Annotated in this window: 11 protein-coding genes; 6 read left to right on the top strand and 5 right to left on the bottom strand. The window is 73.4% G+C overall.

Features of this window, described 5'->3' with window-relative positions:
• Window positions 1-5: 5 nt before the first annotated feature.
• Window positions 6-1,211 (bottom strand): acetyl-CoA acetyltransferase, encoded by a 1,206-nt coding sequence (locus SROS_RS07430; protein ID WP_012888284.1) that lies wholly within the window; start codon window positions 1,209-1,211, stop codon window positions 6-8.
• Window positions 1,208-2,857 carry a class I adenylate-forming enzyme family protein gene (locus tag SROS_RS07425; protein WP_012888283.1) on the bottom strand — a complete coding sequence of 550 codons (1,650 nt, stop codon included), beginning with the start codon at window positions 2,855-2,857 and terminating at the stop codon, window positions 1,208-1,210. Before SROS_RS07425 ends, SROS_RS07430 begins: the two co-directional genes overlap by 4 nt.
• 142 nt (window positions 2,858-2,999) lie before the next feature.
• On the opposite strand from SROS_RS07425, the gene SROS_RS45770 reads away from it, so the two are divergent.
• The 4 genes from SROS_RS45770 to SROS_RS07405 are packed head-to-tail and all read left to right on the top strand — an operon-like array spanning window position 3,000 to window position 9,242.
• On the top strand, window positions 3,000-4,598 hold the full coding sequence (locus SROS_RS45770; protein ID WP_012888282.1) for a serine/threonine-protein kinase: 1,599 nt from the start codon (window positions 3,000-3,002) through the stop codon (window positions 4,596-4,598).
• Window positions 4,595-6,313, top strand: coding sequence for a serine/threonine-protein kinase (locus SROS_RS07415; protein WP_012888281.1), 1,719 nt, complete (start codon window positions 4,595-4,597; stop codon window positions 6,311-6,313). The genes SROS_RS45770 and SROS_RS07415 overlap by 4 nt, the downstream gene beginning before the upstream one ends.
• The gene (locus SROS_RS45765) at window positions 6,306-7,871 is read left to right on the top strand and encodes a serine/threonine-protein kinase (RefSeq protein WP_012888280.1); all 1,566 of its coding nucleotides are present in this window, start codon (window positions 6,306-6,308) and stop codon (window positions 7,869-7,871) included. The genes SROS_RS07415 and SROS_RS45765 overlap by 8 nt, the downstream gene beginning before the upstream one ends.
• 39 nt (window positions 7,872-7,910) lie before the next feature.
• Window positions 7,911-9,242, top strand: coding sequence for a serine/threonine-protein kinase (locus SROS_RS07405; protein WP_012888279.1), 1,332 nt, complete (start codon window positions 7,911-7,913; stop codon window positions 9,240-9,242).
• Window positions 9,243-9,258: 16 nt separating this feature from the next.
• Here SROS_RS07405 and SROS_RS07400 read toward each other — a convergent pair whose 3' ends face one another.
• The gene (locus tag SROS_RS07400; protein WP_012888278.1) at window positions 9,259-10,620 is read right to left on the bottom strand and encodes an MFS transporter; all 1,362 of its coding nucleotides are present in this window, start codon (window positions 10,618-10,620) and stop codon (window positions 9,259-9,261) included.
• Between the two features lie 124 nt (window positions 10,621-10,744).
• Between SROS_RS07400 and SROS_RS07395 the strand changes: the two genes are divergently transcribed.
• Together SROS_RS07395 and SROS_RS07390 are read left to right on the top strand one after the other, a co-directional pair.
• A complete protein-coding gene (locus tag SROS_RS07395; protein WP_012888277.1) occupies window positions 10,745-11,404 on the top strand; it encodes a response regulator transcription factor in 660 nt (219 codons plus the stop codon).
• A 1-nt stretch (window position 11,405) separates the two neighbouring features.
• Window positions 11,406-12,800: a sensor histidine kinase gene (locus tag SROS_RS07390; protein ID WP_012888276.1), complete on the top strand. Its 1,395-nt coding sequence runs from the start codon at window positions 11,406-11,408 to the stop codon at window positions 12,798-12,800.
• On the opposite strand, the gene SROS_RS07385 is transcribed toward SROS_RS07390, so the two are convergent.
• Together SROS_RS07385 and SROS_RS07380 are read right to left on the bottom strand one after the other, a co-directional pair.
• The gene (locus SROS_RS07385) at window positions 12,779-13,735 is read right to left on the bottom strand and encodes a TAXI family TRAP transporter solute-binding subunit (RefSeq protein WP_012888275.1); all 957 of its coding nucleotides are present in this window, start codon (window positions 13,733-13,735) and stop codon (window positions 12,779-12,781) included. The genes SROS_RS07390 and SROS_RS07385 overlap by 22 nt on opposite strands.
• A gap of 33 nt (window positions 13,736-13,768) precedes the next feature.
• Window positions 13,769-14,692, bottom strand: coding sequence for a winged helix-turn-helix transcriptional regulator (locus SROS_RS07380; protein WP_012888274.1), 924 nt, complete (start codon window positions 14,690-14,692; stop codon window positions 13,769-13,771).
• Window positions 14,693-14,702: the final 10 nt, after the last annotated feature.

The following is a 14,702-nucleotide window of genomic DNA, read 5'->3' as shown; positions in this document are numbered from 1 at the left end:
GGGCATCAGGAGGGCAGGGTGACGGCGAAGGCCGCGACGGTGGTGCAGCTTCCGCCGATGTTCAGCGTGAGCGCCGTGCGGGCCCCCGGGACCTGGCACTCGCCCGCCGTACCCGTGACCTGACGGCAGGCGTCCAGCATCATCCGCACCCCGGTCGCGCCCACCGGATGGCCGAGGCCGATCAGGCCGCCCGACGGGTTCACCGGCAGGGACCCGTCGAAGTCGATCGTCCCGGCCTCCACGGCCTTCCACGACTCGCCGGGCGGGGTCAGCCCCAGGTGGTCGAGCGCGACGTACTCGGTGACCGTGAAGCAGTCGTGCGTCTCGATGACGTCCAGGTCCCCGGGGCCGGCCAGACCGGCGCGGGCGTAGGTGTCCAGGGCGGCCTGACGCAGGTGCGGGAAGAGGTACGGCCCGCCCGCGGAGAGGCGGAGCTTGTCGGCCAGCAGCATGGGCGCGGTCCGGTGCCCCCAGCCGGAGATCACCGGCCTGCCCGAGGCCGCCGGATGCCGCGAGGAGGCCAGCACCACCGCCGAGGCCCCGTCGGTGATGCGGCCGCAGTCGTACTTGCGCAGCCGTCCCTCGACCACCGGGTTGAGCGTGTCGTCCGGGCCGAAGCACCCGTCGGGGAACGACCACGACCGCGCCTGGGCCAGCGGGTTGCGCAGCGCGTTGCCGTGGTTGATCTCCGCGATCCGCGCGAGATGGGCGGAGTCGAGCCCGTGACGCGCGTCCACCGTGTCGGCGATCTCGGCGAACAGGCTCGGCCACGGGAAGTCGGCGCCGGAGGCCTCCCGGCCCGCCCAGGCGGCGCTGCCCAGGTGCCGGGCCGCCTGCCGGGCCCCGACGTTGCGCATCAGCTCGACCCCGGCCACCAGCGCGACGTCGTAGCGCCCGGCCTCCAGATCGGCCATCGCGGCCAGCAGCGCCATCGACCCGGACGCGCAGGCGGCCTCGTGCCGGGAGGTCGGCAGCATCGCCCACGCGGGATCCATCGAGGCGATCATGCCGCCGAGCTGGGCCTGCCCGGCGAACAGCTCCCCCGCCAGGTTCCCCACGTGCGCGACCTGGATCTCGGAGGCCGGTACGCCGGCGGCCTCCAGCGCCCCCAGGGAGGTCTCCCTGAGCATGTCGAACAGGCCGAGCCCCTCCGCTGCCCAGTTGCGGGCGAAATCCGTCTGGTGCCCCCCGAGGACGTGAACCGCGCTCATCGGCCGTTCACCCCTTCCGGGAGCCCGCCCAGCGACTCCTTCAGGTCCCTCTTGAGGATCTTGCCCAGGGGGTTCCTGGGCAGCGCCCCGACGACCTCCAGGCGCTCGGGCAGCTTGTAGGAGGCGATGCCCCTCTCCCGGAGGAAGCCGACGACCGAGGCGAGGTCCACGCTCCGGCCCGGCTCGGGGACGACCACGGCGCAGACCCGCTCGCCGAGCACCTCGTCGGCGTATCCGACGACCGCCACCTCGGCCACCGCCGGATGCCCGGCGACCAGTGACTCCAGCTCGGCCGGGGCGATGTTCATCCCGCCCCGGATGACCAGGTCCTTGGCCCGGTCCACGTACCGCAGGTACTGCCCCTCGTCCCCGGCGATCTCGAACACGTCTCCGGTCAAGAGGTAGCCCTCGTCGTCGAACGGGTCGGCGGAGGCCGTACCGGGAAGGTAGCCGGAGAAGACCGTCGGGCCGGCCAGGCGGAGCTCTCCCGGGACCCCGTGCTCGGTGATCTCACCCCCGAGGGGGTCGACCAGCCTGGTCCTGACGGCGCCCAGGGTGCCGGGCCAGGTGGTGCCGGGGGCGTCGGGCCGGGGGAAGAACCGCGCCCGATCCTCGGGGTCGGGCATGTGGACCGGGTCGGAGAGCAGGGCGACCCCCTCGTTGGACCCGAAGAAGTTGATGATCGCGATGCCGTACCTGTCCTGCCAGCCCTTCACCATCGGCGGCGGGAGCGGTGCGGAGCCGGAGCCGATCCGGGTCAGCGTGGTCAGGTCGGTCCGGGCCAGGACCGCCTCCTGCTGGAGGAGCATCGTCAGCAGCGCGGGCGGCGCGAGGGTGTAGGTGACGCGTTCGGCGGCGATCTGCCCCAGGTAGGTCGGAAGGTCGAAGGGGTGGTGCTGGACGAGCACGGCACCGGTCTTCAGCCAGGGCAGGAACACCCCGCCGATCCCGGCCATGTTGACCATCGGGAACGGGTTGAGGATGACGTCGCCGGCGGTGAGCCCGGGGGCGGCGACGCAGGTGACGGCGACCGCGAGCCAGTCGTAGTGGCACCTGGGCACCCCCTTGGGGGTGGCCTCGGTGCCGGAGGTCCAGCAGATGGTCACGGGGTCGGCCGGGTGGGCCGCGTAGCCACCGGAGGGGTCGGCGGCGGGATCACCGGTCGCGGTGTCGAGCTCGCCTCCCCAGACGAGGACCGGGACGCCCTCCGGCGCCCGGACGGCGGAGTGCGGCCCGGACGCGGTGACGAAGGCCTTCGCGCGGGCCAGCGCGCCGAGCTGGTTCAGCTCGTACTCGCGGTACTGCACCGGGAACGGGGTGACCACCGCGCCGATCCGGATCACCGCCAGGAAGGTGACCGCCAGCTCCACGCTGTTGGGGAGCTGCACGGCGACCACGTCACCCGCGCCGATGCCCCGGCCGAGCAGGACCCGGGCCACCCTGTCCACCTCGCGGTCGAGCTCGGCCCAGGTCAGCCGCTTGACGTCGCCCGGCAGCAGGCCGGCCTTGTTGGGCGGGTCCACGATCGCGGGCGCGTCCGGCCGGGCCTCGACCTGGGCGCGGAGCAGCCCGTCGACCGTGTCCTCGGTCCACCAGCCTTCGGCGGTGTAACGGGCGATCCGCTCTTCCGTGTGCAGGCGCTTCATCGCGACTCCAGGCGCTAGGGAGGATGCCCGCGACACTACGAAAACAGAAGCCAGGGGTCAATGGGCGGGTATTGATCCTTCTTCATTGGTCCATAGAGCGGTAAGTGGCTATGTTTCTGTCCGCGATGGGACATCGAACGGGGTGAGCAGGATCGACACTCGAGTGCTAGCGGGCCGCTACAGGCTGCTCAATCCCCTCGCCGAGGGCGGGATGGGCACGGTCTGGCTCGCCGCCGACGAGATGCTCGGCCGGGACGTGGCGGTCAAGGAGGTACGGCTCCCGCCGGACCTCGACCCCGTCAGACGGCAGGAGATCTGCGCCGCGGCGCTCCGCGAGGCGAACGTGGCCGCCCGGCTCAAACATCCGTCGATCGTGACCGTCCACGACGTGATCGTCGAGCAGGAGCGGCCCTGGCTCGTCATGGAGCTGCTGTCGGGCGCCTCCCTGGAGCAGACGGTCCGCGAACGGCAGCCGCTACCGGTGCGCCAGGCGGCCAGGGTCGGCGTGGGCATCCTCAGCGCGCTCGCCGCCGCGCACGCCGCCGGGGTGGTGCACCGGGACGTCAAACCGGGCAACGTCTTCCTCACCCGGAGCGGCCGGGCCGTCCTCACCGACTTCGGCATCGCCATGCTTGAGGACGAGACGGCGGACGGGCTCACCAGCCGCCTGGTCGGCTCGCCCAACTACATCGCCCCCGAGCGCCTGCGCGGCGAGCGCGGCGGCCCCGCCTCCGACCTGTGGTCGCTGGGCGCCACCCTCTACTTCGCCGTCGAGGGCCTGCCGCCGCACCCGGCGGAGACGCCCATCTCGGCGATCAGCCGGGTGCTCACCGAACCGGCCAGGCCGCCCGAGCGGGCAGGCGCGCTGGGCCCGTTGCTGATGCTCATGCTCGCCCCATGGCCAGACGCCCGGCCGTCCTTCGACGCCGTCGCCCAGACCCTGCAGGAGCTCGCCCTCGGCCGCCCGGCCGTCCCACTCCCGCTCCCCTCCCGACCGGCCGCGGCCCTCCCGCCCCCGTCCCACCCGCAGCCGATCCCCCTGCGCCCGGCGGCGCCCGCGCCCGCCCCGCGCGGGGGACGACGCACGGCCCTGTGGGCCGCCGCCGAGGTGGCGGCGGTCGCGGCGGTCATCGGGGCCGCCATGGGCGTGACCCACCTGCTCGCGGACCGTACGGTCCCGGACGAGCCGGTGCGGCTCAGCGAGAGGCCCGGCGTCTTCGCCACCCCGGTGAACCTGTGCGAACTGGTCCCCACGGCCACGTTCAAGGAGCTCCTGCCCGCCCTGAAGACGGAGGGACAGCCGACCAACGAGGGGGGCTGCCAGTGGACGACCCCCGGGATCGGCCTGGAGGTCCACCCGTCGGGCGCGGCCAAGCAGTGGGGCAAGAGCCCGCGCCAGGCCCACGAACTCTTCGTGAACCAGCGCAACGGCATCCTCCCCAACGGGGAGACCGCCTGGAGCTGGTCGGGCATCCAGGCCGGGAGCCGTTCGGCCAGGGCCACCGGCCCGCAGACGGTCAAGCCGGTCGGGGACGAGGCCTTCGGCTACGACCTCTACGAGAACCGGAAGACCGGCAGGCTCGAAAAGAGCCACGTGGTGCTCCGCGTCGACAACCTCGTCGTCGACGTCAGCTACACCGTGGTGGACGGCAGCAAGGACGGCCCCGCGATCCAGACCGGCACTCATACCGCCGCCACCTGGATCGCGAACGCGCTGAACAAGCAGAAAGCGACCGGATGAACCACCCAGACGTCCCTCGATCGCAGGGCAGGCACGCCGGCGGGCCCGCCTCCACCGGGGCACCGAGCCCGGCGGTGCTGGAACAGGCCTCGCTGGAGCAGGTGATCGGGCGGCTCGGGCCCATGGCGCCGCAGCAGGCCGCCACCGTCGGCCTCGCCGTGCTGGACCAGCTCGTGGTCGTGCACGGCCAGGGGATGCTCCACGGTGACGTACGGCCCGGCTCGGTGCTGCTCGGTCCCTACGACCAGATCATCCTCAGCGCGCCGACCTTCCGGTCCCCGACCTTCACCGCCCCCGAGGGCGTGACGGGCCCGGCGGCCGACCTGTGGTCGCTCGGTGCCACCCTCTACACCGCCGTCGAGGGGCGGGCGCCGTCACCCGGGGGATCCCTCGAGAACGCGGGCCCGATCGCGCCGGTCCTGTTCCAGCTGCTCTCCGGCGACCCCGCCCGGCGGCCCGACCCCGGCACCCTGCGCAACATCCTGCTCGGCATCTCCCAGAGCCGCGGCGAGGCCCCGGCCCCGCTGCCCCCCGCCCCCGCGGACCTGCTCTCTCCTCCGGATCCGCTGCCCTCCGCGGACCCGCTGTCGGGGCCGCCTCCCGCGGACGCGCTGTCGGGTCCCCCGGACGCGAGATCCGCCGCCCCCTCCTCCCACGCGCCGTCCCCCTCGGACGCGCTGTCCGGAGTCCCGCTCCCCTCGGCGCCCTTCGAGACGCAGTCCACCGTCCCGGTGCTGACCGCGACGGCGCAGCCCTCCACCCCGGAGGCGGCCTCACCGCCCCAGCCCGTCTTCGACTCCGCGGACACCATGCCGCCCCGGGCCGCCTCCGATCCGGCGGCCATCGCGCCGATCCCCGCGGATCCGCGCGGGCCGGGGGTTCCCCCGCAGGCCCCGCCCCCTTCCGGCGCCCCCGCCTCGCAGGAACTCGTCCCCGCCACCGGCGGGCCACGCGAGGTTCTCCCCGCCTCTCCGGCGCAGGGCGAATCGACGGGCCCGACCAGTCCCGCCGGTCCGGCCGGACCGGCCGGACCGGCCGGACGCTCCGACCGGCGGGCCGGGGTGCTGGTGCCCCGCCCGGTCGTGGCGCTGACCGGTGTCCTGGTCCTCGGCATGGCGGTCGCCATCGGCGTCCTGCTCGCCTCGCCGGGCGACGGCTCCGGCGAGGGCGACGCCACCGCCGCACCCGCCGCCGGCGCCAAGGGCCTGTTCGCCACCGCGCCTCGCGCCTGCAGCCTGCTCGACGACAAGCAGGTGAACGAGCTCGTGCCGGGCTTCAGGAGCTCGGAGGTCGAGCCCGCCGCGTGCGACTGGCTCAATCAGCATGACTGGCGCAAGCCCAGCCCGGAGAAGTTCGACCTCCGCGTACGGCTGGTCGCCCAGAAGCCGGACGCCTCCGGGGTCGAGCGGGCGAAGGAGTATCTGTCCGGCAAGAGGACGGACCTCGTGGCGAGCGGCAAGTTCGCGACCCCGAAGCCCGCGCCGCCCCAGAGCCTGAAGGGGATAGGCGAGGAGGCCTTCACCACGGGCGGCTACAACTCGATCAACCTCTACGGCGGCTCCTACAAGGCGACCGTGCTCTTCCGGGTCGGCAACCTGATCGCCCAGGTCGAGTACGAACGGGGCGGCGTCAAGGAGGACCGCGACGGCGAGATCGCGGCGGGCGCCCAGAAGGCCGCCCGCTGGCTCACCCAGTCGTTGAAGACCGATGGCTGATCAGCCGCTGCCCGTGCTCGCGGGCCGCTACCGGGCGCTGGGGCAGCTCGGCGCGGGCGGCATGGGCGTGGTCTGGCGGGCCCAGGACGAGCTGCTCCACCGCGAGGTGGCGATCAAGGAGGTCAAGCTCGGCCCGGGCCTCCCCGAGGCGCAGCGTGCCGAGATGCGGGAGCGCACCCTCCGCGAGGCCCGCGCCGCCGCCCGGCTGGGCCACCCGTCCATCGTGGCCGTGCACGACGTCATCGCCCAGGACGGCCGCCCCTGGATCGTGATGGACCTGATCCGGGGCCGCTCCCTGGCCCAGGTGATCCGCCAGGACGGGCCGCTCCCGGCGGAGCGGGTGGCGGCGATCGGCCTGGCCGTGCTCGACGCGCTGGCCCTGGCGCACAGCCGGGGCATCATGCACCGCGACGTGAAACCGGCCAACATCATGCTCGCCCACGACGGCGGAGTGCTGCTGACCGACTTCGGCATCGCCACGCTGGAGGGCGACGTCCAGCTCACCTCCCCGGACGCGCTGGTCGGCTCCCCCGGCTACATGGCCCCGGAACGGCTGCGCGGCACCGGCGACGGCCCGGCGGCCGACCTGTGGTCCCTGGGCGCGACCCTCTACGCCGCCGTCGAGGGGCAGAGCCCGTTCCAGCGCAGCGTGCCGGTCGCCACCCTGGGCGCGGTGCTCACCGAGGAGACCCCGTTCCCCTCCCGGGCGGGCGGCCTGGCCCCCGTCCTGCTCGCCATGCTGGTCAAGGATCCCCGGGACCGTCCCGGAGCGGCTGTTCTCCGCACGGCCCTGCACCGGGTCGCCCAGGGACTGCCCGCCGGTCCGCTCTCCCCTCAGACGCAAACGCAAACGCAAACGCAGACGCAGACGCAGCTGCAGGCGCAGGCGCGGGAGCCGGCCCGGGGGGCGGCGCCGGCTCCCGCGCCCCGCCGTACGGGATGGCTCGTCGGGGCGGGGCTGGCGGTGGTGGTGGCGGCGGGCGTGACCGCGGCGGTGCTCGTGACGACCCCGGGCGCCTCCGGGACGCCCGCGGCCTCTCCCGGCGCCTCCGACCCGCGGGCCGGGCAGTTCGCCGCCGCCCCCGAGCCGTGCACCCTGCTGACCCGGGCGCAGAGCCGGACCGTGGTGCCCGGCGCGACCCCGACGGACATGAAGGCCGAAGGGGACCGGGAGGCCTACTGCAGCTGGGACGGTCCGTCCGACGTGCGCCGGCTGCGCGTCTCCGTCGCCCACCAGGCGGCCGTGCCGGGGAGGACCGCCCACGTCGCGGCCCACGAGTTCTTCGCCGCCGAACGCACCAAGATCGCCGCCGACGAGGGGACCGGCCTCCTCGGCGCGACCGGTCCCCTCAGGAACGTGAGCCGGGTCGGAACGGAGGCGTTCTCCTACGACATCGTCGCCCTGGATCGGGCCCACGCCATCATCCGCTTCCGGGTGAGCAACCTGCTGGTCGAGGTCAACGTGTCAGAGGAGGGGAAACGCGCCGGCACGGAGCTGCGCAAGCACGCCCTCCACGCCGCGCGCCTGGTCGCCGAGGAGCTGAACAGCCGTGACTGAGGGCACCTCTCCGCCGGGGCCCGCACCGGAGCGGCGGGCATGAGCGACCCGAACCTGCTCGCCGGGCGCTACCGGCTGCTGGAGCGCCGCGACCGCACGGGCACCTCGTGGCGGTCCCGCGACGAGCTGCTCAACCGCGACGTCACGATCACCGAGGTACGGCTCCCGCCTCCGGGACCGCACCGCGACTGGCTCATCGGCCAGATCCGTGCGGCGGCCGACCTCCGGCACCCCGGCATCACCACCCTCCACGACGTGATCTCCACCCCCGAGCGGATGTGGCTGGTCCTGGAGTCGGTCGAGGGCCGTTCACTGCTCCAGACCGTCCGCTCCGACGGGCCGCTCTCCTCCGAGCGCGCGGCCGAGATCGGCCTGCGCGTTCTGGACACGCTGACCGCCGCCCATGAGCGGGGCTTCCACCTCGCGGCCACGCCCGAGACCGTGCTGCTCACCCCTGACGGCCGGGTCGTGCTGACCGGCGTGGCGGACCCCGCGCCCGCCGGGAATCTGCGCGACCTGGGCACCACCCTGTTCACCGCCATCGAGGGCCGGGCGCCGGACACCGGGCCCCAGACCGTCCCCCGCATGGCGGACGGGACTCCGATGGCCGCCCCCGCCGCCGCCGGGCCGACCGGTTCCGGGCCGCTGGCCCCGCTCGTGGAAGGCCTGCTGTCGGCCGACCCCTCCCACCGGCCCGACGCCACCTCGGTCCGCCTGTCCCTGGAGCGGGTCGCTCCCCACCCCGTCACCTCCCGCTCCCGGCGCGGGCCCCTCGTCATCGCCGCGGCCGCCGCGATCGTCACCGCCGTCGCCGCGGGCGCCTTCTGGCTCTGGCCCCGTCCGGCCCCGCCGGCGCCCGCCGTCCCCGTACCGCTCCCCGCCTCCTTCGCCAAGGCTCCCGACCCCTGCGCCCTCATCTCCGGGGAGCAGGCGGCCGAGCTGTCGCTGAACCCCCGCCCGTCGAAGGATGGGCCCGGCCGGTGCGCCTGGAAGAGCGACGACACCGGCCAGCCGACGAACATGCGCTACCGGCTCTGGATCCAGACCATACGGTTCTCCTCCGGAGAGAAGGCGCACGCCGGCTACACGCGCTTCCTCAAGGAGGACGGCGACCGGACCAGGACCTCGACCAACCTGCCGCTCATCCTGACCCGGCCTCCGAAGGCCCTGCCCGGGGTCGCCGCAGAGGCCTACTCCCTGGAGGCCACCAACCAGCTCACCTACTACACGGGGGTGGTCTTCCGGGCGGCCAACCTCGTGGTTTCCGTCCAGTACCAGCGCGGCGGCGAGACCGACCCCGGCGGCGACACCCGCGAGGCCGCGCTCCGGACCGGCCGGTGGGTCCTCGGAAGCCTCAGCCGGACGCGCTGAAGCGGGGCCGGCCGGTTCACGACGCGGTGGCCGCCTCCGGCTGCGGACCGTCGATGTGGGACCTGCGGGAGGTCTCCCACATCCGGACGTACACGACGAGGGAGACCAGTGCGCACCCGGCGACGTACCAGAAGAACAGGGATTCGTTCCCGGCCTGCTTGAACCAGAGGGCCACGTACTCCGCGGTGCCGCCGAAGAGCGCCACCGTGACCGCGTACGGCAGGCCGACCCCGAGCGCCCGGATGTGGGTCGGGAACATCTCCGCCTTCACCACCGCGTTGATCGAGGTGTATCCGGTCACGAAGCACAGGGCCGACAGCATCAGGAAGAACGCGCCCACCGGGCTGTCGGTGCCGGACAGCAGGGTGAGGATCGGCACGGTGAGCAGCGTCCCGCCGACGCCGAAGAACATCAGCAGCGCGCGGCGGCCGATCCGGTCGGACAGCGCTCCGGCGATCGGCTGCAGGCAGATGAAGACGAGCAGGGCCAGGAAGTTGATCCAGGAGACCGTCTCCTTCTCGATGCCCACCGTGTTCACCATGAACTTCTGCATGTACGTGGTGTAGGTGTAGAAGGCGACGGTCCCGCCGAGGGTCAGTCCGACGACGGTGAAGACCTCCTTCGGATACCCCATCAGGGTGCGGAGCGTGCCCTGCCCGTGCACCGGACCGGCGGCCCGGGACTGGTTGGTGAAACTCTCGGACTCCTCCATGCCGCGGCGCAGCCACATGACCGCCAGCGCCCCGAGCGTGCCGATGCCGAAGGCGATGCGCCAGCCCCAGTCCTGCATCTGGCCGGCGGTGAGCATCTGCTGCAGGATGATCTGCACGGTGAGCGCGACCAGCTGCCCCGCGACGAGCGTGACGTACTGGAAGCTTGAGTAGAAGCCGCGTTTTCCCGGGGTGGCGACCTCGGAGAGGTAGGTGGCGGAGGTGGAGTACTCCCCTCCGACCGAGAGGCCCTGCAGCAGCCGGGCCGCCACGAGGAGCACCGGGGCCATGACCCCGATGGAGGAGTGGCCCGGAGCCACCGTGATGATCAGGGATCCGGCCGCCATCATGAGGACCGACAGCGTCAGGCCGTTGCGGCGGCCGTAGCGGTCGGCGTACCGGCCGAGCAGCCAGCCGCCCAGCGGTCGCATGAGGAAGCCGACCGCGAAGACGGCGGCGGTGTTCAGCAGCTGTGCCGTCGAGTCCCCCTTGGGGAAGAAGACGGGCGCGAAGTAGATCGCGAAGGCGGCGTAGGTGTACCAGTCGTACCACTCGATGAGATTGCCGACGGATCCCCTGAGGATGTTGGCGACGACCCGCCGCTCGCCCGCCGTACGCTCCGGCGGTCCGTCTTGGCCGAGGTGAGGACCTGTTTCGGTGCTGCTCACAGCGCGTCTCCTTCGTTGTGATCGGGGGGTTGCCGTGACCTTACGGACGGCGCCGCGGCACGGCGAGGGGTACGCGCCCAGATCTGAGCTACCGTTGAGCCTTCGACTCCCTGGAGACATGGACATGCGCATCCTCCTCGTCGAGGACGACGACAGGTTCGCCGACGCGCTGACGACGGCTCTGCGGCGCCATGGCCACCAGGTCGAACGGGCCCGCTCGGGGGGTGAGGCGCTGGCCGCGGCCCCGGCGGAGCTGGTGCTGCTGGATCTCGGCCTGCCCGACGTCGACGGCGTCGACGTGCTGCGCCAGGTCCGCGCGGACTCCCAGATCGGGATCATCGTGGTGACGGCACGGGGCGAGGAGGCGCAGCGCGTCCGGGGCCTGCGGGCGGGCGCGGACGACTACATCGTCAAACCGTTCGGGATCGCCGAGCTGGAGGCGCGCATCGAAGCGGTCATGCGGCGGGTCAGGAGCCATCGCCGCGCGGCGCCCGGATCCGCCCGCTTCGGTCCCGTCGAGGTGGACCACGTCCGCCGGTCGGTCCGCCGGGACGGTGTGGAGGTCCCGCTGACGCGCAAGGAGTTCGACCTGCTGGCGGTCCTGGTCCGGGCGGAGGGGGCGGTGGTCACCCGGGAGGGCATCCTCGCGGAGGTGTGGCAGACCACCTGGGGCGGCGCCACGCGCTCCCTGGAGGTGCACGTGGCCAGTCTCCGCGCGAAGCTGAGCGAGCCGGGGCTGATCGAGACCGTGCGCGGGATCGGCTACCGCATCCGGAAACCCTGACATGCGCCGCCGCCTGCTGATCATTTACATGTCGCTGCTGGCCCTGTCGCTGGTCGCGCTCACGGTGCCGTTCGCGGCCAACGTGGCCGCGAACGGCACCCAGACCGCCTTCATCGAGCAGCAGGGGGACACGCTGCGGTTCGCCTCGCTGGCCGAGTCCGCGCTGAGCACCGGGCAGAGCGAACGGCTACGCGCCGAGCTCGCCCGCTACCACGAGCTGTTCGGCATCGGTGCCGCGGTGGTGGACCGGGACGGTCGGGCCGTCGCGGCCTGGCCGCCCGCCCTGTCGCTCACCGGCGCGCGGACGCGGAAGCTGATCGAGCGGGGGCTCTCCGCGGACCGGCCCGAACTCGGGACCATCTGGCCGTGGCGGGGCGAGGAGCTGGTGATCGTCGAGCCGGTGATCCGGGAGGGGGAGGTGGTGGGGGCGGCGGTCACCGCCGGGCCCACCGACCGGTTGCGCGGCCGGATCGCCAGGGTCTGGGCGATGATCGTTCTTGGCTGCCTGGTCGCGCTCGGCCTGACCTGGGCCGCCGCCAGACGCCTGGCCCGCTGGACGCTCCGTCCCGTGCACGAGCTCGACGCGGTCACCCACGACATCACGCAGGGGCGGCTGGACGCCCGGGCCGCCCGCACCACCGGGCCGCCGGAGCTGCGGCGCCTGGCGGCCTCCTTCAACGTGATGGCGGACACCGTGACCGACATGCTCGACCGGCAGCGCGCCTTCGTCTCCCAGGCCGGCCACCAGCTGCGCACCCCTCTCGGCGTGCTGCGGCTGCGGGTGGAGAACCTCGCGGATCATCTGCGCGCGAGTGGCCTGCGCGAGCACGAGCTCACCCTCGACGAGACCGACCGCCTGGCCCGCACGCTGGAGGGGCTGCTCGCGCTCGCCCGCGCGCAGAGGCACGAGGACGAGACGGCCGGAGCCGGGCTGGTCGCGGTCGACGCCGACGACGTCGCCGACCGGCGGGTGGACGCCTGGCGTCCCCGGGCGGCGGAGCTCGGGGTGACGCTCCGCCGTACCGGCGACGTCGGCAGGCCTGTCATGACCGTGCCCGAGGCGCTCGACCAGCTGCTGGACGCTCTGATCGACAACTCGCTGAAGTTCGGGGCGGAGGAGGTGACGGTGCACGTCGAACCGGCGGGCGACCTCGCGGAGATCCACGTCGTCGACGACGGGCCGGGGCTTTCCGGAGAGGCCCTCACGCGGGCGCTGGAGCGGTTCTGGCGGTCTCCCGCCCACCAGAACGTGGACGGCTCGGGGCTCGGCCTGTCGATCGTGGCGGTTCTGGTGACGGCTTCCGGCGGCTCCGTCGACCTGCTCGCGCGGGAACCGCGCGGCCTGGACGTCAGGGTCCGGCTGCGCCTGAAGCCTCAGGACCGGGTGCCGCGGTAGTAGCGGACCGCGCCGGGATGCAGGATGACCGGGTCCGTCGAGAGCGCGGCGCGCACGTTGAGCCTGCGGGCCTCCGGATGCGCCTGTTCCAGGGCCTCGCGATGGGTGAACAGCAGCTCGGTCAGGGCGTAGGCCAGCGTGTCGTCCATGTCCTCCCGCACGATCAGGTAGTCGGGTATGCCGATCGTGCCGCTCTCCGGCAGGCCGTAGGTGGAGGCGGGGATGGTGCGCTCGCTGTAGAACTCGCCGTGGCGCCGCCTCATCGGGCCCGCGTACGACCGCAGATCGACGAGGCGGATGATCCGCCGGGCCGCGAGCTCGCTGATCGTCTTGGTGGGCAGCCCCCCGGAGAAGAAGAACGCGTCGATCGTCCCGGCGCGCAGCGCCTCCGCCGAGGCCTCCAGATCCATGCTGCGCACTGTCAGATCCCGGTCCGGATCGAGGTCCGCGACGCGCAGCAGCCGTTCCGCGATGACCTCCGTCCCCGATCCGGCCGCGCCGCCGGCGATCACCTTGCCGCGCAGCCCGGCCAGCGACGTGATGCCCGAATCGGCCCGGACGACCAGATGGACGTAGTTGTCGTACAGCCGGGCGAGCGCCCGCACCGGCTGCGGGCGGTCGAAGGGCGGGGCGCCCCGTACGGCGAGCGCCGCCGAGTCGGCCAGGGCGAACGCGACGTCGGCCCGCCGGGCCGTGATCATCCTCAGGTTGTCCACCGAGGCGCCGGTGGTCAGCACCTGCGGGCGGATCCCGGGAAGGGCGCTGGAGACGGCCTTGGCGAGCCCGGTGCCGTAGTCGAGGTAGACGCCCCCGTGCTGGCCGGTGGCGATCAGCAGCGACGACGGCCGGGGCCTGTCGGCGCCGCACGCGACCACGACGGTCAGCAGCACGGACAGGACCGCCAGAGCCCTGGCCGCGGCCATGTGACAGCGCATGCGTGCGGCCTCCCGTCGCCGGTGGTGGGCAGCCTATTGGCCGTCGAGGACGAAGCGCACCTCCCGGCGGCGCAGGGGCTGGGTGCAGGCCGCGCAGAGCAGGACCGGGTCGAGGGAGGCGCCGCAGGGGCGGTGGGTGATGGCCAGGGCGGAGCCCTCGGGGGCGGCGAGCTCGTGCTGGGCCCAGTCGACCAGGAAGGCGAAGACCTCGAAGAAGGCCAGGCCCTTGTCGGTGAGGCGGTAGGAGCCGTCGGGGCGCGGGTCGAAGACTCCGAGCTCGACGAAGCGGCGCAGGCGGTCGGTGAGGACCGAGGGGGCGATGCCGAGGCCCTCCTGGAAGTCGACGAAGCGGCGGGTGCCCAGGAAGGCGCCGGCCAGGATGCTGGTGCTCCAGCGGTCGCCGAGGATCTCCATCGAGTCCGGGCAGTAGCCGATCAGGTCGGGGGCGGCGTCGGGGCGGACCGTACGCCGGTGCCGGCGGGGCGGGCCGCTCCGGGAGAAGGTGGCCAGCGGACCGGGCTCGGTGTGGGTGTCGCGGGCGCTCATCGGTTCCCGGCACGCGCCGCACCCGAGGTACGGCTCCGCGTCGTGGCCGCACAGGTGGTGCAGGAGCGGCGGGAGCCGTCCCCGGTCCGCCCAGTCCCGCTCCCATGTGTGGATGGCCACCAGCAGCGTCCACAGGCGCAGTCCCCGCTCCGTCAGCCGGTATTCGTAGCGGGTCCGCCCGTCGCGGTAGGCGGCCAGCTCGAAGATCCCGTGGTCGACCAGCTCCTTGAGCCTGGCCGCGAGCACCGACTCGGAGATCCCCAGCGCGTCCCGCCACCCGGCGAAGGTCCGGATCCGCAGCAGGAAGGCCCGCTGCAGGATGAGCAGGACCCACCGGTCCCCCAGGATCGCCAGTGCCTGCCCGATCGCACTGAGCTCAGCCCGCGCCGTCCTCCGCTCGGTGCCGCTCACGATCCGTCCT

The sequence above is a fragment of the Streptosporangium roseum DSM 43021 genome, from assembly GCF_000024865.1.
Classification (GTDB): Bacteria; Actinomycetota; Actinomycetes; order Streptosporangiales; family Streptosporangiaceae; genus Streptosporangium; species Streptosporangium roseum.
This window is presented reverse-complemented; position numbering and strand designations above follow the sequence as displayed.